21 protein-coding genes and 2 riboswitches are annotated in these 21,727 nt (G+C 56.8%); of the genes, 5 read left to right on the top strand and 16 right to left on the bottom strand.

Annotated features, from left to right (window positions below; genetic code table 11):
• Positions 1-501: 501 nt before the first annotated feature.
• The 12 genes from glyA to IAE55_RS30110 all read right to left on the bottom strand — a co-directional run bounded on the left by glyA (position 502) and on the right by IAE55_RS30110 (position 13,218).
• Positions 502-1,749 (bottom strand): serine hydroxymethyltransferase, encoded by a 1,248-nt coding sequence (gene glyA / locus IAE55_RS30165; RefSeq protein ID WP_089549713.1) that lies wholly within the window; start codon positions 1,747-1,749, stop codon positions 502-504.
• A 63-nt stretch (positions 1,750-1,812) separates the two neighbouring features.
• Positions 1,813-2,427, bottom strand: a complete 615-nt coding sequence (locus tag IAE55_RS30160) for a TIGR01440 family protein (RefSeq protein WP_116233566.1) — start codon at positions 2,425-2,427, stop codon at positions 1,813-1,815.
• Between the two features lie 21 nt (positions 2,428-2,448).
• Positions 2,449-2,904: a ribose 5-phosphate isomerase B gene (rpiB, locus tag IAE55_RS30155; protein ID WP_089549712.1), complete on the bottom strand. Its 456-nt coding sequence runs from the start codon at positions 2,902-2,904 to the stop codon at positions 2,449-2,451.
• Positions 2,905-3,051: 147 nt separating this feature from the next.
• Positions 3,052-3,133, bottom strand: a riboswitch (ZMP/ZTP riboswitch).
• Between the two features lie 122 nt (positions 3,134-3,255).
• Positions 3,256-3,337: riboswitch (ZMP/ZTP riboswitch) on the bottom strand.
• Positions 3,338-3,446: 109 nt separating this feature from the next.
• On the bottom strand, positions 3,447-4,034 hold the full coding sequence (locus IAE55_RS30150) for a low molecular weight protein arginine phosphatase (protein WP_152399960.1): 588 nt from the start codon (positions 4,032-4,034) through the stop codon (positions 3,447-3,449).
• A gap of 39 nt (positions 4,035-4,073) precedes the next feature.
• Positions 4,074-4,634 (bottom strand): manganese efflux pump MntP, encoded by a 561-nt coding sequence (locus IAE55_RS30145; RefSeq protein WP_105444866.1) that lies wholly within the window; start codon positions 4,632-4,634, stop codon positions 4,074-4,076.
• Positions 4,635-4,720: 86 nt separating this feature from the next.
• Positions 4,721-5,803, bottom strand: a complete 1,083-nt coding sequence (locus IAE55_RS30140) for an L-threonylcarbamoyladenylate synthase (RefSeq protein WP_234489980.1) — start codon at positions 5,801-5,803, stop codon at positions 4,721-4,723.
• Positions 5,804-5,998: 195 nt separating this feature from the next.
• Positions 5,999-6,721, bottom strand: a complete 723-nt coding sequence (gene spoIIR / locus IAE55_RS30135; RefSeq protein ID WP_200634707.1) for a stage II sporulation protein R — start codon at positions 6,719-6,721, stop codon at positions 5,999-6,001.
• 314 nt (positions 6,722-7,035) lie between these two features.
• Positions 7,036-8,232: an FtsW/RodA/SpoVE family cell cycle protein gene (locus tag IAE55_RS30130; protein WP_105444868.1), complete on the bottom strand. Its 1,197-nt coding sequence runs from the start codon at positions 8,230-8,232 to the stop codon at positions 7,036-7,038.
• Positions 8,233-8,315: 83 nt separating this feature from the next.
• Positions 8,316-9,554 carry an FtsW/RodA/SpoVE family cell cycle protein gene (locus IAE55_RS30125; RefSeq protein WP_200634687.1) on the bottom strand — a complete coding sequence of 413 codons (1,239 nt, stop codon included), beginning with the start codon at positions 9,552-9,554 and terminating at the stop codon, positions 8,316-8,318.
• 71 nt (positions 9,555-9,625) lie between these two features.
• Positions 9,626-10,639, bottom strand: a complete 1,014-nt coding sequence (locus tag IAE55_RS30120; RefSeq protein ID WP_200634706.1) for a HemK/PrmC family methyltransferase — start codon at positions 10,637-10,639, stop codon at positions 9,626-9,628.
• A 25-nt stretch (positions 10,640-10,664) separates the two neighbouring features.
• Positions 10,665-11,732: a peptide chain release factor 1 gene (gene prfA, locus IAE55_RS30115; protein ID WP_105444869.1), complete on the bottom strand. Its 1,068-nt coding sequence runs from the start codon at positions 11,730-11,732 to the stop codon at positions 10,665-10,667.
• 172 nt (positions 11,733-11,904) lie between these two features.
• The gene (locus IAE55_RS30110; RefSeq protein ID WP_200634686.1) at positions 11,905-13,218 is read right to left on the bottom strand and encodes an amino acid permease; all 1,314 of its coding nucleotides are present in this window, start codon (positions 13,216-13,218) and stop codon (positions 11,905-11,907) included.
• A gap of 192 nt (positions 13,219-13,410) precedes the next feature.
• On the opposite strand from IAE55_RS30110, the gene IAE55_RS30105 reads away from it, so the two are divergent.
• The 5 genes from IAE55_RS30105 to IAE55_RS30085 all read left to right on the top strand — a co-directional run bounded on the left by IAE55_RS30105 (position 13,411) and on the right by IAE55_RS30085 (position 16,978).
• Complete coding sequence (locus IAE55_RS30105) at positions 13,411-14,316, top strand: LysR family transcriptional regulator (RefSeq protein ID WP_200634685.1); 906 nt, start codon at positions 13,411-13,413, stop codon at positions 14,314-14,316.
• Positions 14,317-14,407: 91 nt separating this feature from the next.
• Entirely contained in the window at positions 14,408-14,941 is a 534-nt protein-coding gene (locus IAE55_RS30100) for an RNA polymerase sigma factor (RefSeq protein ID WP_186327450.1), read from the top strand.
• Complete coding sequence (locus IAE55_RS30095; protein WP_145162882.1) at positions 14,938-15,360, top strand: anti-sigma factor family protein; 423 nt, start codon at positions 14,938-14,940, stop codon at positions 15,358-15,360. The genes IAE55_RS30100 and IAE55_RS30095 overlap by 4 nt, the downstream gene beginning before the upstream one ends.
• The gene (locus tag IAE55_RS30090; RefSeq protein WP_076174717.1) at positions 15,357-15,878 is read left to right on the top strand and encodes a hypothetical protein; all 522 of its coding nucleotides are present in this window, start codon (positions 15,357-15,359) and stop codon (positions 15,876-15,878) included. Before IAE55_RS30095 ends, IAE55_RS30090 begins: the two co-directional genes overlap by 4 nt.
• Positions 15,875-16,978 (top strand): DUF4097 family beta strand repeat-containing protein, encoded by a 1,104-nt coding sequence (locus tag IAE55_RS30085; RefSeq protein WP_145948006.1) that lies wholly within the window; start codon positions 15,875-15,877, stop codon positions 16,976-16,978. Before IAE55_RS30090 ends, IAE55_RS30085 begins: the two co-directional genes overlap by 4 nt.
• 178 nt (positions 16,979-17,156) lie before the next feature.
• On the opposite strand, the gene ychF is transcribed toward IAE55_RS30085, so the two are convergent.
• The 4 genes from ychF to IAE55_RS30065 form a co-directional block, all read right to left on the bottom strand.
• Positions 17,157-18,257, bottom strand: coding sequence for a redox-regulated ATPase YchF (ychF, locus tag IAE55_RS30080; RefSeq protein WP_076174721.1), 1,101 nt, complete (start codon positions 18,255-18,257; stop codon positions 17,157-17,159).
• 326 nt (positions 18,258-18,583) lie between these two features.
• Positions 18,584-19,411 carry an energy-coupling factor transporter transmembrane component T family protein gene (locus tag IAE55_RS30075; RefSeq protein WP_145162877.1) on the bottom strand — a complete coding sequence of 276 codons (828 nt, stop codon included), beginning with the start codon at positions 19,409-19,411 and terminating at the stop codon, positions 18,584-18,586.
• Entirely contained in the window at positions 19,404-21,113 is a 1,710-nt protein-coding gene (locus IAE55_RS30070) for an ABC transporter ATP-binding protein (protein WP_200634705.1), read from the bottom strand. Before IAE55_RS30070 ends, IAE55_RS30075 begins: the two co-directional genes overlap by 8 nt.
• 41 nt (positions 21,114-21,154) lie before the next feature.
• Positions 21,155-21,715: an ECF-type riboflavin transporter substrate-binding protein gene (locus IAE55_RS30065; RefSeq protein WP_084204127.1), complete on the bottom strand. Its 561-nt coding sequence runs from the start codon at positions 21,713-21,715 to the stop codon at positions 21,155-21,157.
• Between the last annotated feature and the right edge of the window lie 12 nt (positions 21,716-21,727).

The raw sequence follows: 21,727 nt of genomic DNA, 5'->3' as shown, positions 1-21,727 counted from the left end.
GTACACAAATCTTATTTATTATATCATTCCTGGAAATGATTTTGCACCCAAGAAAGATATGTTTATTCTGGCCCAAAGATCAGCCGGCTTAAACGTTAACCGAAAGACCGCGCAAGGGAACCGGCATGGCGATACTCCCCGTAAAGACCCGCCAATCTAACATCTGCCCATCGTACCTACCAGTCTTAAATCTAGCAGTTTATCTCCCTCTGAACTACTATATAAAAGCCACTCTAAGAGTGTGAAGGCACACAACCGCTATAGCGGCAGAATGGTTTATTGACCTATGCGGCTTCTGTGAACGTAATGAAAAACGTTTATCGGCGTATATATTCAAAAAGACAGACCGCGTTTAGCGGGAGTTTCTTTTTCGAGATCGGGATGGTTAGCCTCGAAACCTCGGAAAATCTCTATTTCTTATCTCTAAAAAAAAGGGACCGGAGAACATTCCCCAGTCCCTTATTTTCTCACAGACCTGTACTTCTCAAGATCTGTGTCCTATTAGTAGTTAAGTTCAGGATACAGCGGATATTGATCCGTCAGTTCCTTCACCATAGCCGCTGCTTTGGACAGCACGCCTTCGTCCTTAGGCGATTTCAGCGTCATGGCGATGATTTTGCCGATCGTCACCATAGCCGCTTCATCCATGCCGCGGGAAGTCGCAGCCGGCGTACCGATCCGGATTCCGCTCGTGACGAACGGGCTGGTCGGATCGAACGGAATGGCGTTTTTGTTGACGGTGATACCGACGGAGTCCAGCACCTTCTCGGCGTCTTTCCCTGTAATGTTTACGCTGCGGGTATCCACCAGCATCAGGTGGTTATCCGTGCCGCCGGATACGATGTTCAGGCCTTCGCTGATCAGCGTCTCAGCCAATACTTTGGCGTTCTTCACCACGTTTTCGGCATACGTTTTGAACGATGGGTCCAGCGCTTCGCCCAAGGCTACGGCTTTGGACGCGATAACGTGCATCAGCGGACCGCCTTGCGTGCCCGGGAAGACGGCCTTGTCGATGGCCGCAGCCCAAGGCTGCTTGCACAGAATCATACCGCCGCGTGGTCCGCGGAGCGTTTTGTGCGTTGTCGTCGTGACAAAATGGGCGTGAGGCACCGGGTTCGGATGAAGCCCGGCTGCAACCAGGCCCGCGATATGAGCCATGTCGACCATGAACAGCGCGCCCACGTCATTGGCGATCGAAGCGAGAGCTTCGAAATCAATCGTACGCGGATAGGCGCTCGCACCGGCGACGATCAGGCGCGGACGGTGCTTGAACGCAAGCTTGCGGACTTCGTCATAATCAATGAGGAACGTATCTTCCTGGACCCCGTAAGCGACGAAGTTGTACAGCAGACCGGAAGCGTTCACCGGGCTTCCGTGCGTCAGGTGTCCGCCATGGGCAAGATTCATCCCGAGCACGGTATCCCCGGGTTTCAGTGCTGCCAGGTATACGGCCATGTTGGCTTGGGCACCGGAGTGCGGCTGCACGTTGGCATGCTCGGCTCCGAACAGTTCTTTCGCACGGTCACGGGCAATATCTTCAACGATATCGACGCGCTCGCAGCCGCCGTAGTACCGCTTGCCCGGATATCCTTCGGCGTATTTGTTCGTGAGGACAGAGCCCATGGCTTCCATAACCGCTTCACTGACAATATTCTCCGATGCGATCAGCTCGATGTTTGCACGCTGACGCTTCAGTTCCAAATTCATGGCCTCGAGTACAGCCGGGTCCTTCTTACGCAATTGATCCATGTTAATAGTTCCTCCCTTATTGGAATTCAAAATAAAATGTTCACTTTTAATCATCCGCTCATGTTAATCGCAAAGATCTGAACTGCCGCCGTCACGGTCGGCTCTGCCGGCTTCTTCATCCAGACGGTACACCGCCCGTTCGCCGCCGATCAGCTTGGGCCGCGTGTAGGCCGCATTCACGCGCGCATGCCCCACATAGCGCAGGGTCGGGCGGAAAGGCACCGCCACACGCCGCAGATGCATGCCGATCATCGTCTCGCCGATGTCGATGCCCGCATGAGCTTCAATCGCTTCGGCCAGACAAGGCTCCTTCATGGAACGGTAAGCAGCGGCAGCCATAGAGCCGCCCGCTTTCGGAACAGGAACGGCGGCGACCTCGGTTAAGCGAAGGCGCTCCAGTACGGAACGCTCCATCACAAGCGCCCGGTTCAAATGCTCGCAGCACTGAAACACCGTGTCGAAGCCGAACTTGGCCCGGACCTCGCCGATCGCCTGCAGCAGCTCCTCAGCAACCCCGAGCGCCCCCGAAGTGCCGATGCGTTTCCCGGCCACTTCACTGGTGCTCGTTCCGACAACCAGTACCTTACCAGGGCCAAGCCCTGCGGCTTCCACCAGCTCATGAAGGATTTGGGATACCTGTTCTCCCAGCGAAACTTCCAATGGACTGCCTCCTGACATGCTTTCCATGAGAAAACCTCCCTAATTGTGCAGATACCGCTCTTCAATCGCTTTAATCTTGTTCACGCGCCCGACATGACGCTCGCCGCCGCTGAACTCCGTGCCCAGCCAAGCCTTGACGATTTCCTGGGCCAGACCTGGACCGATGACGCGTTCGCCCATCGCCAGCACGTTGGAATCGTTATGCTCCCTGGTGGCAATCGCCGAGAACACATCGTGGACCAAGGCGCACCGGATGCCCGGAACCTTGTTCGCCGCGATGCTCATGCCGATGCCTGTTCCACAGATCAGGATTCCCCGGTCGGCCTCGCCTTTGGTAACCAGATCGCACACAGGGAGAGCATAGTCGGGATAGTCCACGGAATCCGTGCATCCGCATCCCACATCCGCAACTTGATGCCCCATCCCTTCGATCACGGCAATGATGTCTTCTTTCAAACGTATACCCGCATGATCTGTTCCAACAGCAATTTTCATCTTTCGAAAAACCTCCTAAAATTTCGCGCAATACAGAGAAACGAATCTAGCGCTCCCCGGTATTCCCGTGACTTCTTGTACCATTATAACTCATTTGCAGCCACTAGACGAAAAAAAGAGCAGTCCGCGGATCATTCCGCAGAATTGCTCTTTTGCCCAGGCGACCGGCCGTATATTCCGGTGCTCCATCGTGGTTGGATCCACATTGTCGCCAGTTACACCGGAACCGATGTTTTTCACCTTCATCATAAAGCATGACGCGATGAAAATCAATCTGCAAATTTACTCCATTTTTTCAGGCTTAGGCTCCCGCCCAAGTGCCAATTTAAGCTTCTTTCTTAAGCAGAATTGCTCTTTTGCCCAGGCGACCGGCCGTATATTCCGGTGCTCCATCGTGGTTGGATCCACATTGTCGCCAGTTACACCGGAACCGATGTTTTTCAACTTCATCATAAAGCATGACGCGATGAAAATCAATCTGCAAATTTACTCCATTTTTTCAGGCTTAGGCTCCCGCCCAAGTGCCAATTTAAGCTTCTTTCTTAAAATGTACGGAACGCCTCCAGCTTATCCAGCAGCCGCTCGATGGCGGCGCGGATTTCTGCGGCGGTTACATCGTAATCGTCGCGGGACCCGCCGAACGGGTCCGAAATATCAAAGCTCGGGATCCGCTGCTGGATCTCGATCAGCCGCTCCCGTTCCTCGTCCTCCAGCTGCTGCCCGAGCGCCCGCTTCATTTCCCAAGTGGCGTACAGGCTATCGAGCTCCTGCAGGTCCTTGATCACGTTCTCGTCATCTTCGGTGTATTCCTTCAGGGTATAAATTTTGTCAGCCGCGAGCGGAAAGCTCCGGATCACATGCTGCTTATGCCCCTGGGTCAGTGTCAAAATCAAATCCGCCCAATTCACCGTGTCGGCCCTGAGCGGCTTGGCGGTCAAATGCTCATCGATCTCGTGGTCCCGCAGCACCGCTTCCGCATGACGTGAGATCGGTGTCCCTTCAAGGGCGGCCACGCCGGCCGAACGGACTTCGAGCGGAACGCTGCGCTCCTTGGCCAGCTTGCGAAGCAGAGCTTCGGCCATCGGGCTGCGGCACGTGTTTCCCGTACAGACAAACAAAATATGCTTCACGTCTCTAGCACCTCCCGAAGTGTCTTTGCCGATATTGTATCAAAAGATAAAGGCGAGGCCAAATGCCAGCAAAATCGCGCCGCCAAGGGCCTCCCCGTATTCGCCGAGATTCCGGCTTACCCTCCTGCCGAGCAGGAGTCCAAGCACGGCCATCGCGCCCCCGCAGATCCCGAAAGCCATCACGGTCAGAATCCGGTTGCTCTCAAACATCCCCAGGGATACGCCTACCGAAAAGGAGTCAATGCTGACGCTGAGCGAGAACAGAAGCATCCCCAGCAAGGAGCGGTGATCCACCATTCGCGTTTCGCTTGTTTTGAAGGAATTCAGGACCATGTGTCCGCCCAGCAGCACAAGCAGCCCGCCGGCAACCAGGGCGGCAACTTGTCCGAGCAGCGAACTGACGTAATATCCCATAAACATGCCCAGCAGCGGCATCAACACGTGGAAAAGGCCGATCAGCAAGCTGATCTTGAGAATATGCAGCAGCCGGATTCCTTTCATGCCGATTCCTACGCCCAGAGAGAACGCATCCAGTCCTAATGCGACGGCCATTATCATGATTGTCATCAGCTGCCCTAAACCGGCAGAAGTCTCCAACATCCCTATTCCCCCATGTCCGTTAGGTTCTTGTACAACCATATGCGGACAAGAGGTAAATGATGTCTCTTAAAAGGTGCGGCGAGAGGTCACAAGCGCACAACCCGCTGGCCGGCGGCCTTGCGGAGCCGGTTCATGATGGCAGCGCCCAGACCCTCTTCCGGGCAGGCTTCCGATAAAATAAACGTCACGCCTTCTTCATCCATGCGGCGAAGAGCGGCGTACAGCCGGTGGGCGGCCGCTTCCAGTCCGGCAAGACTGCCGAGGGACTGCACGCAATCCGCGGCGTAGCGGCCGATGTGCTCCTCAAAAGCCATCACGCCTGTTCTCTCCCCGCGTCCCGCCGCTGCCTTCAGCTGCTCATTGATCCAGCCGGATACCTGCTCCGGCGTGCCGCCCTGCACAATGGTGAGCGCACCCTTGGGAGCGTAGTGCGTATATTTCATGCCGGGCGATTTCGGAGCGACAATCTCCTCTTCATCCGGAGAGCGTTCGATTCCCGGATCGGTCGTCACCGCCGTCCCGGAAGCGGCGGCTAGCTGCTCGCTCGTAATGCCGCCGGGCCGGAGAACGGTGACGCTGCCGTCTTCCTGGACCTGCACGACGGTGGATTCAAGGCCGACCCCAGTCGGCCCTCCGTCCAGAATACCGTCGATCAGCCCGCTCAAATCTTCCTCGACATGGCCCGCGAGCGTCGGGCTCGGTCGTCCCGAGCGGTTGGCGCTCGGCGCCGCCACCGGACAGCCGGACTCACCGATCAGCTTCAGTGCGATCGGATGGTCCGGCATCCGGATACCGACCGTCGTCAGCCCCGCCGTTACCCGCGGGGACAGCACGCCCGGCCGAAGCGGCAGCACCAGCGTCAGCGGACCGGGCCAAAAGGCCGCCATCAGCCGCCGCGCCGTATCGCTGACCTCCGTCACGAGCCCATCCAATTGGCTTGCATCCGCAATGTGGACGATGAGCGGATTGTCGGACGGCCGGCCCTTGGCCTTGAAAATCGCCTCGACAGCCTCCGTATTCCGGGCATCCGCCCCAAGGCCGTAGACGGTTTCTGTCGGAAAAGCAACGGTACCGCCATCCCGTAGAATGGCGGCTGCCCGGCCGATCGACCGCTCTGCACGGGACACCGCTTCCCTCTCCGCTTCTGCGGCAGCGGTGCTGCGTCCCATCAATACAGTCACATCCCATACCGGTGTGGCATGGCTCTTATTTACATCATGGGCGGAAAGAGCGTTCCCTCCATCCTGCCCTTGGTTCAAACCTTTCATCGCTGTTCATTCCTGTCATCGAAATTGGTATGTTTTATTATAGCACATCTGCAAAATCTCCATGACGCATGCTCCTGGACAGGATGGCCGTAGTTCCTAAGCGAACAGCCCCGTCAGCCAGGACCACAGCCCGGAGAGCATGTCTACCAGGAAGAAGCGAACTTCCGGCTGGGAAGCATCAGCAGCTGCTTTCCCGGAAGCTTGAGCGGCTGCAGTATCCGTCACCTTGGCCGATGCAGTGGTCACGGCACCCTTAGCGTCACCCTTGGCATCCGCAGACTGAGCCTTGGTATCTGCGGGCTGAGCCGCCGCATCCCCGCTGGCCGCATCGATGAAGCAGAGCGGAGGGAACAGCACGCACCACCAATTTTGACCGTTGCCTGCCCCCAGCGTGATCCGGAGCGCTTCGTAGTTCCCGGCCGGATAGACCGTACCGCCGTACAGTTTGGTCGGGAACGGCACGATGCCCAGTTCAACATTGTAATCGTAATGAATACCTCTCTTCTCCAGCTCACGGCCCACCAGATCGTTCAGTTCCGGCAAATGCTCCCGGATCGTCGTTCTCGCCTGATCCAGGCTTTGCGGGTCCTCAAGCTCCTGTACCCAGCCGTTCATCTCCGCTACCACGGCATCACGAATCTCGCGTTTGACCAGCTGGTCATCCGGATTATCGGAATTGGCCAGGATGCGCAGGCGGATGGATTCCTGCGGAATCGGCCCGCCGGCCACGGCCGCGTCGGTCTTTTGGCTCTCCCACATCATGGCGATCATAAACAAAATACAAAAAATAATGGCGGTATCCTTCACCAAGTCGCGCAGCCAGTCTTGTCCTCTATATTTCCCCTGCTTCATCGTCTTTTCCATTTTCCCCGGGCCCCTCTCTATCAGAACAAATCTATGATAGTTCTCAGTATGTCCGGGAATGGTAGAGTCTAAACCTAGCAATCTATTTAGATTGAATTAAAGAAATCACACCTTTGACACGGATATTCCCCTTGGAAACAAGGAATGAAAAGAAAAACTCGAATTCATCTTATCTAGTATTTTCTACGAGCTTCTTACCCACAAAAAAAGACCGCCTTCCCAAGCCCGAGGACTTGTCGAAAACGGTCGTTTCTTGTAAATCATCAGCTTCACATGCCGGCTTTCGCCTGTCCGCCTTGAGCAGCAGTCCCCTTAGCCGGGGTCAGCATCTCGTCGTCCACTTCCTCCCCATGAACGCGCACGCTCATGACGATTCCGATGCTTGCCATATTGATCAGCAGCGAGGTTCCGCCGTAACTGATAAACGGCAGCGTAATCCCGGTCAGCGGCATCAGGCCGATAAAGGCACCGATATTTTCGAAGATCTGATAGAGCATCATTGCGATAATGCCCACGATCAGAATTGGCCCTGCCCGGTCCCGGCACTCGAGACAGATCAGAATCATCCGGTGGATCAGGATAAAATACAGCAGCAGCACAACCGATGAACCGACAAAGCCGAACTCCTCGGCGATTTCCACGAAAATAGAGTCCGAATAAGTATACGGCACGCGCCCGGATTGAACCGAGGACCCTTTCATATACCCTTCACCCATCATGCCGCCGGAGGCGATCGCCAGCTTGGCGTTTTTCGTATGGTAGGACGCCTTGGCCGTCGCCTTATCCGGCACCAGCCACGGGTCGAGCCGCTCGGTCCAGTGCTCCCGTTTGATGTCTTTCATAAACTTCTCGATATTGTCGTGAAAATGAATATACGAAAGAATACCCCCGACGGCGACAGCCGCCAAAATCACCAGCGCAATCAGCGCATGCCAAAACTTGATGTTGCCGATCCAGAGCAGTCCGAGCAAAATCAGAACGTAGCTGAGCGCGTTCCCGAGGTCATTCTGGATCATAACGAGCGCAAACGGCACGAACGTCAGCAGTCCGATCGGGACCACGTCATGCCAGAACGAGAGCCTCGATTTATTTTTGCGCATAATGATATATGTCAGAAAAATAATCAGGATGAGCTTGAACAACTCCGCAGGCTGCAAACTGAAGCTTCCCATCTTGATCCAGCCCTGGGCGCCGTTGACGTCGGTCCCGATGAAGTTAACCGCCACGAGCAGGGCCAACCCGAACAAATACAGATAAAGCGCATATTTGACAAGCAGCTTGTAATCGAAGATAACCAGCCCGAAAAATGCGATGAAGGCAAGCACGTAAAACTCGATCATTTTGATATGGGAACCGGCAAACTTCGTCCCCTGTGTGACACTGTAAATGGACATGATGCTGATGCCCATGAAAATCAAAAGAATAAAAACGACGACATAATCCACTTTTTTCAGCTTTTGAAGCATGGCTATCCTCCTGTGCGGAGCCTTCCGCTCCTCGTTGCCCCTGATGCGTACCTGTCTATTGTAATAGAACAGCCATGCCATATTCAATTCCTGTTAAATCCATCCCGGATGAGGCGCAGAATTTTGCCCGTCCCTGTGGCCGGAGCCGGTTCGTTCTGCAGCGGGAGCAGCTCCTCTTCCTCCTGCCCGTGAATCCGGACGCTCATCACCACCCCGATGCTGACCATGTTGATCACCAGTGAGGTGCCGCCATAACTGATAAAAGGCAGCGTAATGCCGGTCAGCGGCATCAGACCGATAAAGGCGCCGATGTTGACAAAAATCTGGTAAATGAACATCGTAATAATGCCTGTAATCAGGTATGGCCCCGCCCGGTCGCGGCAGTCCGCGGCAATCAGAATCATGCGGTGGATCAGAATAAAATACAGCAGCAGCAGCGCCGACGAGCCGATAAACCCGTACTCCTCGGCAATCTGGACGAAGATCGAGTCGGCAAAAGCCAGCGGAACCCGGCCGTCGGACTGGATCGTCGTCCCCTGCATGTAGCCCTTGCCGTCCAGGCCGCCCGACCCGATCGCAAGCTTGGCGTTGTAGGTCTGCCAGCTGTCGTCACGGGAAGCTTTGTCCGGAACGAGCCAAGGGTCAAAACGCGCGATCCAATGCTCGCGGCCAATGGACTTGAACAACTTCGCCGCCTCGTCATGATAATGAATGTACGCCTGAATTCCGCCGAAGATGGCGGCAAAGGCCACGGCGAAACCGATCAGCGCATGAACATACCGGATGCCGCCGATCCACAGGAGCCCTACCAGAATGAGGAGATAGCAGAGCGCGTTCCCAAGGTCGTTTTGCGCCATCACCAGCATAAGCGGAACAAAGGTGAGGAGCCCCATCGGCACGACATCCCGCCAAAAGTACAGGCCGCGGGACCGGTCTCGATTTTTCCTCAGCAGCAGGCTGGACAGAAAAATGACCAGGAACAGCTTGAACAGCTCGGCCGGCTGCAGGCTGAGTCCCCCGGGAAGGGTGAGCCAGCCGCGGGCACCGTAGTATTCGTTACCGGCAAACAGGACGAATAAGAGCAGCATCAGGCCGAAGATATACACGTACAGTGCATATTTGATCAGCAGCTTATAATTGACGAGCGAAGTCGCCAGAAACCCTGCAAAGCCGATGACGTAATAGACTGCCATCCGCACCGAATAATGATCGGTTTTGGGCCGGCCGGCGGTGACACTGTATATGGAAGTCAGACTGAATGCCATCAGGCAGAGCAGCACCAGTATGACGGCGAAATCCAATTGTTTCAGTTTGCGCAGCATATCCTTTCCTCCAGGGAAAACATAGGTAGTTCCATTGTAGAGGAAATTGGGTCAAAAAGAAAATTATGGGATCACCGGCGGACGCCGAGAACGTGGCGGTCAATGCCGGCGAGGTCCGGGATGATCATAATCTCATCCCAATGGCCCGCCTGGCGGAGCAGGTCTGCGACCTCGCCCGCCTGGCCGATGCCCAGCTCGAATCCGATGAGCCGGGGCGGCTCCTGCAGCAGCGGCAGCTGCTGCATCATGATGCGGTAAGGCGCGAGCCCGTCCGCTCCGCCGTCCAGCGCCGTGCGCGGCTCATGGTCGCGCACCTCGGGCTGCAGGCCGGGAATATCGGCCGCAGGAATGTACGGCGGGTTCGACACCAGGATGTCGACCCGCCGGCCCGCAAACGGCTCCAGCAGGTTGCCTTCTTCGAAGGTAACCTGGGCGCCGTTGGCTTCGGCGTTGCGCGCGGCGACCCGCAGCGCGTCCGCCGAGATGTCGCTGGCGTAGACGCGCCAGCGCGGGGCGTGCAGCGCCAGCGTGACCGCGATGGCGCCGCTGCCGGTGCCGATGTCGGCCGCGACCAGTGGGCGCAGGCCGTCTGCGGCGCCCTGTGCCGCCGGACGAGCCGCTTCGCGGTCCGGCTGCTCCGCGTCAGCCGGCCCCGGAACGCGGCCGGCTCCCTGCCCTTGCGGCGGCTCCTGCTCCGCCGCAGACGCCGCTCGCTCAGTCGGTGCTGCCCCCTGCGGCCACAGCCGCGCGGCCTGCTGCAGCACGGCCTCCACAAGCAGCTCCGTCTCGGGCCGCGGGATCAGAACGGCGGGCGTCACCTGAAAGGGGATGCCGTAGAACTCCTGCTCCCCGATAATGTATTGGGCCGGTTCGCCCACCGCCTTGCGGGAGATGACTTCCTCCCATGCCTTTTTCCGCTCGTCCGGGAACGGATCGGGCAGCGCCATGTAATAGGCCGCGCCGGAGAGGCCCAGCACATGCTCAAGCAGCAGCTGGGCGTTCCGCTGCGGCTCCATCACTTCATGCGCCGCTAAAAAAGAGGAAGCCTCCGCAAAGGCTTCCCGTATACTCTGCTTTGTCGTCATCACAAACGTGCTTTCCTTCAAAGCCTTATTCCCCTTTATCCATCATTTCCGCCTGCTCCGCAATGTTCAGGGCCGAAATGATCTCTTCGATTTCGCCGTTCATCACCGAATCGAGCTTGTGCAGCGTCAATCCGATGCGGTGGTCGGTCACCCGGCTCTGCGGGAAGTTGTACGTGCGGATCCGCTCACTGCGGTCGCCAGTACCCACTTTGCTCTTCCGCTCACCGGCATACTTCGCTTCTTCTTCCTGCCGCATCATATCAAAGATCCGGGCACGAAGCACCTGAAGCGCCTTTTCCTTGTTCGAGTTCTGCGACTTGCCGTCCTGACAGGTGGCCACGATTCCGGTTGGAATATGGGTCACGCGAACGGCGGATTTCGTGGTGTTGACGGATTGTCCGCCCGCACCGCTGGAGCAGAACGTATCGACGCGGATATCCTTGTCATGGATTTCAATATCGATATCTTCGACTTCCGGCAAGACCGCCACTGTGGAAGTGGAGGTATGGATCCGTCCGCCGGACTCCGTCGTCGGAATGCGCTGCACACGGTGCGCACCGCTTTCGTATTTCATTTTGCTGTAAGCGCCGCGTCCGTTGATCATGAAGATGACTTCCTTGAAACCGCCCAGATCGTTCGTATTGGCGTCCATCAGCTCTACGCGCCAGCCTTGGGTATCCGCATAACGTGTGTACATCCGGTACAGGTCGGAAGCGAACAAAGCCGCTTCGTCGCCGCCCGCCGCGCCGCGGATCTCCACGATGACGTTCTTGTCGTCGTTCGGGTCCTTCGGCAGGAGCAGAATGCGGATGCGCTCCTCCAGCTCGGTACGGCGCTGGGTCAGCTCCTCGATTTCCATCTTGACCATTTCACGCATTTCGTCGTCCAGCTTCTCAGCCTGAAGCGCTTTGGCGGATTCGAGTTCTTCCATAACGGATTTATATTCGGTATAAGCCTCATATGCAGGCTGCAAATCGGATTGTTCTTTGGAATATTCCCGCAGTCGCTTACTGTCGTTCGCAACGTCAGGATCGCAAAGCAGTTCACTAAGCTTCTCATAACGGTCCGCCAAGGATTGCAATCGGTCCAACACTGGGATTCACCTCTCCTATTTAAAAAATACACTAGGTATATATATATGCTCTGATCGTTATCGCCGCTCTCTATCAAAAATAGAGGGTAGACGACTTTATATTATACCACGATACATACATATTTACCATAGCCGACATTGGTGAACAAGACAGCCCGAAAAGCCTGTTATGTTAAGCTTGCGCCTTGTTTTTCCGCCCTATACTTACCAAAAAATAAACGCCGCAAATGACCAGCGGATACAAGATCGCCCACCCGACGAACGGAAACACCGCCGCCGTGAGGATAAAGGACAGCCAGCTGACCGTCCGTCCCCACCGCTGGCCTTTCAGCAGCCGGATCCCGGCTGCGCAGCCGCCCAGATACGTCAAAATAAACGTGGCATTGGGGAGCGTAATCAGCGTGGTCAGTGACACCGCGCCGGTTCCGTACAGAACGAGCACGAGCACGAAACAGCCCGCCAGGAAGCCCAGTCCCCCGACAGGCGTCTGGAATCGGGACGACATCTTCCCCATCCAGGCCGGCGCCTTTCCTTCCCGGGCTAGCGCGTAAGCCAGCCTCGACGATGCGCCGGTATACGAAATGACCGTGGCTGTGCAAATAAACATCCCCGTCAAGCCCGCGATGACGGCCCCGGCTGGACCGAGCAGCTTTTCAATAACCAGCAGCAGCGATACGTCCGAGCCGCTCCCCCCATAGCTGTGCGTTCCCACCGTTGCCAATGCCGTCAGGAAATACAGTACGCCGACGATGATGGCCGCAACCGTCACGCCCTGCACCGCCGCCCGTTTCGGGTCCACGAACTCCTCGGACAAATGCGATACCGCTTCCCAGCCGATAAAGCACCAGAACAGAATTGCCGCACTCTGCCCGACGCTGATCCACCCTTCCGGCATAAAAGGCGTGAAATGCCTTGCTTCCATATGGGGAAAAGAACCGGATATCGCCAGGATGAGCACCAGCACGATCACCGATACGACGACGATTTGCACGCTGCCGGCCAGCTTCATGCCAAAGACGTTGATGAACAGGGACACGGCCAGCATCAGCGCGGCGATGACGATTCTGGCGCCGTCACCCAGACCAAAGGCAGCAGTCATATACCCCGCCCCCGTCAATGCGGCCACCGGTGCACCTATCGGCACCGACATGAGGAAAAACCAGCCGACCAGCGTCCCGGCTTTGGTGCCGTACGCTCTGGAAACAAACGAGGACACGCCCCCGGCATCGGGGTAACGCGCCGACAGGAGCCCCATCACGAGGGCCATCGGCAGGACGAGCATCGTCATGAGCCCCCAGGACAAGAGCGAGGCCGGACCCGCGATATGCGCGGCGAGCCCCGGCACAATCAGGATACCTGATCCGAGCACCGAACCGATATATAAAGCGATGGCTTGAGGCAGCCGAATGGAAGAGGTTAAGTGTGATGCTGTAGAAGTCTTTTCGAATGAGGTCTTTTCGAATGAGGTCTTTTCTAATGAAGCCATATATTTGATCATCCTATCTGCTGTTAATGGTGTAACCGGCAGGGATTACCGGTCATTCTAGGGTTGTGCAGTGCTCACAGCTTAACAGATAATAGATGAATAGGTAAAACAGATTATTTTGATCGTTTCCATCGGGAGAACCGATAGTTGATGATTGCTACGAATTCATATTTCGCATCATGGAGGACATTGATGGACTTAAAACACTTACACACCTTCCGAACCGTTGCGGATACGCATGGCTTTACCAAAGCCGCCGAAATCCTGTCCTACGCCCAGTCGAGCGTCACGGCGCAAATTCAGGCGCTGGAGGAGGAAGTCGGCTCGAAGCTGTTTGACCGTCTTGGGAAAAAGGTACAGCTTACATCCGCAGGCGAGCGCCTGCTGCCCTACGCCATCCAGCTCCTGGAGCTGCACGACCGGGCGCTGGCCGAAATGTCCGCTGGCGGAAGCCTGCCATCCGGCACGCTGAACATCGGCGCACCCGAGTCCCTCGCGGCGTTCCGGCTCCCGGACATTATTAAGGAATACACGGAGCTGTACCCGGACGTGAAGATCATTCTCCGGCCGGCCGGCTGCAAGGAGCTCAAGAAATTGGCCCTGTCCGGCGATATGGACCTGGTGTTCGTGCTGGAGCCGGAAGCGGATGACCCGCACTTGCAGTCGGAGACGCTGATCCATGAACCGATGGCGCTCATTGCGCCGCCTGCGCATCCCCTGACCCTGCTGCCGCAGGTCGATACTTTGGACTTGAAAGACGTTTCTTTTATCCATACCGAATCGGACTGCAGCTACCGTCTGCTGCTCGAGCAGCATTTAAACAACCACGCGATCTACAGCAGCAGCGACCTGGAGTTCTGGAGCATCGAGACGATCAAGCACTGCGTCATGTCCGGTCTTGGCATCTCCCTGCTCCCGGCCATTGCGGTCAAGGACGAGCTGTCCTCCGGCCGGCTCATCCGGCTCCCTTGGGACGACAGCCCCTGCCAAGTGGCCACGCAAATGCTGTACCATCCCGGAAAGTGGCTGTCTCCGGCCCTTGGGGAGTTCATCCGCCTGTCCCGGGAACATGCCGCCAGATGGCGGCAAAACGGCTGAATACATTTTTTTAAAAAACTTTGCAGGGATGCCTCGACATGCGGCGTCTAACTTAACGTATCGGGAGGAGGGGAGAAGACTGGAAGAAGAGTTGCAGTGGATCCGGGCGGTCAAAGCCGGCCATCCGGAAGCCTATAAATTTCTGGTGCAGCGGTACCAGAGCATGGTATACCACGTATGCCTGAAAATGACCGCCGACAGCGTCTCGGCGAAAGATTTGTCGCAGGACATTTTCCTTAAGGCATATTCGGCCCTGCCTGCTTTTCGGGAAGAATCCTCCTTCTCCACCTGGCTGTATCAAATCGCCGTCCGGAAGTGCCTGGACTGGAAAAGGGCCCACCAAAGGGAACAGGCTCGAAGGACGATGGGAGAGGTTAGCGAAAACGATTGGGTAACCGCCGAGACACCCGAGAAGATCGTCCTCTCCGAAGAGATGAACAGCCGGATCCGTCAAATCGTCGATGAGCTGCAGGAGCCGTATAAGTCGGCCGTGCAGATGTATTATTTTGAACAATGCTCCTATCAGGAGATTGCCAAGAGGCGGGGCATTACCGCCAAAACCGTTGAGTCCCAATTATACCGTGCCAGACAAATGATGCGTCAGAAAGGAGAGGAGCTCAGGTGAAATGCGAACTCATTCAATACCAGATGGCCGCTTACGCCGCCCATGAACTGCCGCCCGAAACCTCCCTCTTGATCGAAAAGCATTTGAACCATTGTCCGGAATGCCAGGCTTGGTATCAGGAAATTGTGGAGATGTCTCAAATTTGGGAGAATCCCGGTCCGGTCATAGATATGCCGGATATCGTTGCCGGCGTGATGGAGGAAGTCCGTCAAATGCCGCCGCTGGCGGTAAGATCGCTGCCAAGAAGCCGGCCCCGCGAGTCGCAGAAATCCAAGCTGGCCCATTTCGGGCTTGCGGCCTGCCTGACCTTTTGCTTATTCCAATTCGGGATTTTCGAGCATCTGGGGAACGGGCTGACGGAGGCCACGCAGCATTTATCCACTCGAATGGAGCACATATTTAAGGAGGGTAACCCATGATTAGAAAAAGTAGATGGCTCACGTTTATGTTGTCCATGATTCCCGGCCTCGGCCATTTATATTTAGGATTCGCCAAACAGGGACTGCAGTACATGATCGGCGCCTGCGTCTGCATCATCCTCATCCCGTCGATTCCGATGCTGTTTCCGTTCGCTCTGGCGATTTTGTGGTTCTACCAGCTGTTTGACGCCCTGCAGAAGGCGAGCTGGATGAAAGCCGCGGCCATGGAGCATGAGCGGATGATGATGGGCCAGGATACTTTCGGCTATCCTTGGACCGAGCGTGACTGGATTCAAATGAACGGATATCAGAAAGAATCGGCAGTCCATCCGTTTTGGATCGGGGCGACCTGCATCGGCATGGGCATTCTCGTCCTCCTCGTCGGCGTCTTCCCCGGCCTGTGGGAATGGCTGCTGAACCGCAATATTACCAGCGTGCTGCTGGCCGTCGGCCTGATCGTTTACGGCATGTGGCTGCTTGGCAAAAGACCAAACCATAAGGGAAGTGAGCATCTGTGACCGCACCGCTTGAGACGCGCCCGCCGGTCCGAAAGATCGGCAAATGGACCACCGCCATCGGATTGATCGGCCTTGGGGTCATCATCATTCTTCAAATGAATCAGTTCATCAGCTTTGAAGTTCTGAAATATGTATGGCCCACCCTGCTCATCCTGCTCGGCATTGAAGTTGTCATTTCCAATGTCGTGCATGCCAACCAGCGGGTTCGTCTGGGCGGCGGAAGCGTCACGATCCTGATTCTGCTTCTGATTGTCAGTGGAGCCCAGGCGATTTACCCCGACTGGACGTTCCTCTTTAACAAAGGTTACCTCAGCGCCGTGCAGGGATCGGTTCCGGCGCAGGGAGAGATCAAGCGGGTGGAAGTTTTCCTCGACAGCGGCAAGGTCAACGTAACGGAAGCTCAAGGCTCGAATATTGCCTATGAGGGAAAAGTCCGCGTGCGCACCGAATCCTCCCAGGCTAATGCCGACAAATGGACGAACCAGCACTGGAAGTCGGAAACGTCAGGAGACACGCTGACCCTGACACTGGATAAACACCAGCCGGATATCGTCCTGATCGGCGGCTGGGCGATGCCTGAAGATTACTTTAACCTCCAGGTTCCGGAGTCAGTCGAAGTGGAAGTGCATACGAAAAATTCCACCATCGACGCTTCCGGACTTCATGCCGGACTGACGGCCGTGACGTCGAACGGCACTCTGAACGTAAAGGATATTCAGGGCAAGGTGTCGGCCAAGACCAGCAACGGCCGGATCGTAGCTGCGAACATCAGCGGCCCTTCCGAGCTGGTGACCAACAACGGTACGGTGACGGCCAACCAGCTTGGCGGCCCGGTCTACATCCGGACCAGCAACGGTGCCGTTCGGGGCGATAGCGGCATCGCCGGCAATTGGGACGTGAAAACCTCAAACGGCAGCATTAACCTGACCGTTCCCGAGGGCGCCAGCGCCAAGCTGACCGCCAAGACGTCCAACTCCTCCATCAAGGGCAACATTGGCTGGGTGGATGAGAGCGACTCCCGCGCCACGGCCACCTTGGGGGACGGACAGTTTACCGTGGGGCTGGCCACGTCCAACGGCAGCATTACCGTGAATCATTAAGGGGCTGTGAGCGTCGCAGGCTGCAAGCGATAATCGGCCTTTTGCGCTGGGTAGGACGGGGATAACCGACCACTCAGCCCTACCAAAAAACCGCCATTCCAAGGGTTACCCGGGGAATGGCGGTTTTACGTTGATTATCAGCTTACTCGAAATCCAAATGTTCGCATCCGTTACACGTTTACACGTTGAAACGGAAATGCATTACGTCGCCGTCCGCAACGACATAATCTTTGCCCTCCAGGCGAAGCTGGCCGCGTTCCTTCGCGGCGTTCATGGTACCGGCGGCGACCAGGTCGTCGTAGGAGACCACTTCGGCACGAATAAAGCCGCGCTCAAAATCGGTGTGGATAACGCCGGCTGCCTGCGGCGCCTTCGTTCCTTTGCGGATCGTCCACGCGCGCACTTCCTGCACGCCTGCCGTAAAGTACGTGTACAGGCCGAGCAGGCGGTAAGCCGCCTTGATCAGACGGTTCAGGCCGGACTCTTCGAGACCGAGCTCCTCCAGGAACATTTCCTTGTCTTCCCCTTCCAGCTCGGCGATTTCCGCCTCGACCTTGGCGCTGATCGGAACGACTTCGGCGTTCTCGCCTGCCGCAAAGTCCTTGACCTGCTGCACGTACGGATTGCTGTCCGCATCAGCCACGCCGTCCTCGCTCACATTGGCCGCGTACAGAACCGGCTTCAGGGTCAGCAGGTGCAGATCGCGCACGATCACTTTCTCTTCGTCCGACAGCTCCACGCTGCGGGCCGGCTGGTCATTGTACAGCGCTTCTTTCAGGCGCTCCAGCACTTCAACTTCCTGGGCGTACTGCTTGTTGCCGCCCTTCATGTTTTTGCGCGAACGGTCGATGCGCTTCTCCACGCTCTCCAGGTCGGCCAGGATCAGCTCCAGGTTGATGGTCTGAATGTCGCTGACCGGGTTGACCTTGCCGTCCACGTGCGTGATGTTCTCGTCCTCGAAGCAGCGCACCACGTGCACGATCGCATCCACCTCGCGGATATGGGCGAGGAACTTGTTGCCCAGACCTTCCCCTTTGCTCGCGCCGCGGACCAGGCCGGCGATATCAACGAACTCAAAAGCGGTCGGTACGGTTTTGTTCGGCTGAACCAGCTCGGTCAGCTTATCCAGACGCTCGTCCGGAACTTCGACAACCCCGACGTTTGGATCAATCGTACAGAACGGATAGTTGGCAGACTCGGCGCCCGCCTGGGTAATTGCGTTAAACAACGTGGATTTGCCGACGTTCGGCAGTCCAACGATCCCTGCTTTCAAAGCCATTTATATGACAACTCCTATTTAGGTAATAGTTAAACAGACGTCTCTCAATCCTACCCATTATATATTAGAACCCCCGGAGCGGCAAGGATTGGACTTTACTATCGGATGCCCGGCTTAAGCCTTCATTTCGCCTTGCTGCTGGGACGATCTGAACCGGGGAGAGTAAAGTGCGTAAGGATAAAGATGCAGCGAGCGTGTGAAAACGAAAAGGCGGCAGAATGAAAGAAAGCTGCGAAAACCAATGCCGCAGACGCAGGCAATCAAGCTTTCGACGAAAAAGACCCGGATTCTCCGGGCCCCTTACCAGAACATTTGCCAGACGATCTCTAAAAAGGATACCAAAATCCTTTCAGCACCCGCACCTTCAGCCAAATGCCCACAGCCAGCAGCAGCACGCCAAGCACGGCTAACGTCCAGTCCAGCCCTCCCATCTCCTTGCCGCTGTACCAGGTGCGCCTCTTCTGCGTGCCAAAGCCCCGCAGCTCCATCGCGTTGGTCACCGAATCGATCCGGTGCAGTGCCGATTGCAGCACAGGAACGACGACCGCCGCCAGATTGCGCAGGCGCTGCGCAATGCTCCCGTCCTCTTTCGTGATCCCCATGCCGCGTGCCTGCATCGAGTTCAGCGTGCTCCGGAATTCTTCCGTCAGGTCCGGAATATAGCGGAGGGCAATACTCACTGCGTAGGCGATTTTATAAGGGACGCCGATCCGGTTCAAACTACCGGCAAATGCGCTAGGCTGCGTAGTAAAAATGCACAGGATCGTAATCGGCAGCAGCGTCAAATATTTAGCCGACAGCGTCAGCACATAAAACAGCGTCTCCGCATTGATCGTGTTATAGCCGAGCGGAATCAGCGGCGTATCCGTCCCCGTCAGCCGTGTGCCGAAGGTCGGCGTGATGAGCAGAATAAAGATGCCGTTCAGTACCGTGAAAATAATCATCAGCCAAAACAAAAACGCCATCTTTTTAAAAGGAATCCCTGCCGTCATCAGCAGCGCGATCCCGACAACCAGCATCAGCACAAACACCCGCAGGTCCAGAAACATGTACGTCATGACCGTCCAGGCCATAAACAGCACCAGCTTGACCGCTCCGTCCAGCCGGTGAAACAGCGAGTTCCCCGTGACATAGAGGCTGCCCGTTCTATTCATGGCCCTTCTTCCCCTTCTTCTCTGCGTTGATAAAAGCCCGCACAAACCGCTCCGGCGAAGCCAGGCCGTTGGCTTTGGCGAAGAGGGACAGCGACGTCTCCTTCAAATGGGCCGGCTCCGTCACCTCCGGACGGCTGAGCACCGAGGCGACCGTGTCGGCGGCGAGCACCTCTCCTCCGCTGAGCACCACGGCGCGCTGCGCGTACTCCAAAGCCAGATACATGTCGTGCGTAATGAGCAGGAATGCGATGCCTTGTCCGGCCAATTGCTCGATAAAATCCATAAACTCCTGGTAATGCCGATAATCCTGGCCGGCCGTGGGCTCATCCAAAATCATCAGCTTCGGCGCCAGCACGAGAATCGCGGCGATGCTGAGCCGCTTCTTCTGGCCGTAGCTGAGCGCGGAAACGGGCCAGTTGCGGAAAGGATACAGCCCGCAGGTCTGCAGAACGCCGGCGACCCGCTCCTTGATCTCAGCGGCAGGCACGCCGCGGACCTTCAGGCCGAGGCCAACCTCGTCCGCGATCATATGCTGCGTGATCATCCGGTTCGGGTTCTGCATCACATAGCCGATCGCTTCACCCCGGCGGCGGATCGACCACGAGGCCATATCCTGGCCGGCATACCGCATCGAGCCGGACTGCGGCTTCAGAATGCCCGTAATCAGCTGGGACAGCGTCGATTTGCCCGCCCCGTTGTTCCCCAGGAGCGCAACGATTTCTCCGGCGCCGACTTGCAGCGACACATCCTTGAGAACCGGCTGCCCGGGCTCATACCCGAAGGTCAGCCCGCGTACGTCCAGCAGCGGTTCTGCTGGCTGTGACGGCGCCCCGGCAGCTGCTTGTTCGCTCCATCCATCCAGCCGCTCACCAAGGCCGGGAATGCCCAGCGGCTGCGGCCGGCTGAGGCCTTGAACGCCATCCAGGGATACGCCGGCATACCGCAGCGCATCGACATACAGCGGCGGCCGCAAGCCGCAGCCGCGCAGCAGGCCGGACGCCAGAATCTCGTCCGGCGTACCGACCGCCTCGATGCCTCCGTCCTTCATCAGCACGATCCGGTCGATCGGCTGCTGCAGCACATCCTCCACCCGGTGCTCGATGATGATAACCGTTTTGCCGCCCTGCCGGTGGATATCGTCGATAAGCTGCATCGCTTTGCGCCCGCCTGCCGGATCGAGGTTGGCCAGCGGCTCGTCGAACAGCAGCACCTCCGCATCCGTCGACAGCACGCCGGCCAGGGACACGCTCTGCTTCTGCCCGCCCGACAGCTCGTAAGGGCTGTGGTCGATATAATCCAGCATGCCGACCCGCTCCAGGGAAGCGGCCGTTTCCCGCTTCATTTGCTCGCGGGGCATCGCTTTATTTTCCATGACAAACGCCACGTCCTCGGCCACACTTAAGCCCACGAACTGGGAGTCCTGGTCCTGCAAAATCGTCCCCACCGTGCGGCTCAGTTCGAATATACTCAATTCGGCGGGATTCCGTCCGGCAATACTCAGACTGCCGCGGATGTCTCCGCCGTAGGTAAAAGGAATAAGCCCATTGATACAATGGGCCAAGGTCGATTTGCCGGAGCCGCTGGGACCGGCGATCCAGATCTTTTCTCCGAGATAAATGTCCAGCGTAATGTCCTTCAGCGTGGGCTCCGACTGATTTTTATATTTAAAACTGTACTGTTGAAACGAGATGATCGGCTGCATCATGACGTAAATCTCCTATCCTGTGGCGCTCTGCCAAGCACCTACTCGTTGACGCTTAAATTGCTGACTTTGGCGTTTCTGCGGGCAAATCCGATCACAGCCGGAACCCCGAGCACCAAAAAGACGACGATATTCGAAATCGAAGCGGCCGTAACCTGCACCAGCAGCTTATCCGACGGCTCGCCCATAAACGTGATGTCAAACCATCCCGAGAAGAGCAGCGACAGAATGATGCCGACGACGCCGTATACGATGAACAATCCGATATGTTTTCCTTTGTATGTACCGTTCTGCGGGTCAAACCCCTTGGATAAGTAAATGAGTCCCATAAATGCGGCTGTAATGCCGGAACCGAGCGCCCAGCCCCACCATACCGTACCGCTGGTGAGCAGGTCGTTCAGCACGTGGCCGATCAGCCCTGCGATAAACCCGACCACCGGGCCGAACAGGGCGCCGAAAATCGCCAGCAGCGCAATCGCCGGACGCAGCGAGGTATCGGGTCCCACGGGAATTCCAATAAAGCTGGTGGCTCCATAGAGGGCCGCACCGATGCCTATCGTCACCACAGTTCTTGTGTTCAACTGAAAAATGGATTTCTTCAAAGCAGAGTCACC

This window comes from Paenibacillus sp. S28 (genome assembly GCF_016624415.1).
Classification (GTDB): domain Bacteria; phylum Bacillota; class Bacilli; order Paenibacillales; family Paenibacillaceae; genus Paenibacillus_AQ; species Paenibacillus_AQ favisporus.
This window is presented reverse-complemented; position numbering and strand designations above follow the sequence as displayed.

Coding starts and splice junctions, on each gene's coding strand:
- glyA (WP_089549713.1), bottom strand. CDS start 1,749: ATGGATCAATTGCGTAAGAAGGACCCGGCTGTACTCGAGGCCATGAAT.
- IAE55_RS30160 (WP_116233566.1), bottom strand. CDS start 2,427: ATGTCAGGAGGCAGTCCATTGGAAGTTTCGCTGGGAGAACAGGTATCC.
- rpiB (WP_089549712.1), bottom strand. CDS start 2,904: ATGAAAATTGCTGTTGGAACAGATCATGCGGGTATACGTTTGAAAGAA.
- IAE55_RS30145 (WP_105444866.1), bottom strand. CDS start 4,634: ATGTTGGAGACTTCTGCCGGTTTAGGGCAGCTGATGACAATCATGATA.
- IAE55_RS30140 (WP_234489980.1), bottom strand. CDS start 5,803: ATGGGACGCAGCACCGCTGCCGCAGAAGCGGAGAGGGAAGCGGTGTCC.
- IAE55_RS30130 (WP_105444868.1), bottom strand. CDS start 8,232: ATGCTTCAAAAGCTGAAAAAAGTGGATTATGTCGTCGTTTTTATTCTT.
- IAE55_RS30125 (WP_200634687.1), bottom strand. CDS start 9,554: ATGCTGCGCAAACTGAAACAATTGGATTTCGCCGTCATACTGGTGCTG.
- IAE55_RS30120 (WP_200634706.1), bottom strand. CDS start 10,639: ATGACGACAAAGCAGAGTATACGGGAAGCCTTTGCGGAGGCTTCCTCT.
- IAE55_RS30110 (WP_200634686.1), bottom strand. CDS start 13,218: ATGGCTTCATTAGAAAAGACCTCATTCGAAAAGACCTCATTCGAAAAG.
- IAE55_RS30105 (WP_200634685.1), top strand. CDS start 13,411: ATGGACTTAAAACACTTACACACCTTCCGAACCGTTGCGGATACGCAT.
- IAE55_RS30090 (WP_076174717.1), top strand. CDS start 15,357: ATGATTAGAAAAAGTAGATGGCTCACGTTTATGTTGTCCATGATTCCC.
- ychF (WP_076174721.1), bottom strand. CDS start 18,257: ATGGCTTTGAAAGCAGGGATCGTTGGACTGCCGAACGTCGGCAAATCC.
- IAE55_RS30075 (WP_145162877.1), bottom strand. CDS start 19,411: ATGAATAGAACGGGCAGCCTCTATGTCACGGGGAACTCGCTGTTTCAC.
- IAE55_RS30070 (WP_200634705.1), bottom strand. CDS start 21,113: ATGCAGCCGATCATCTCGTTTCAACAGTACAGTTTTAAATATAAAAAT.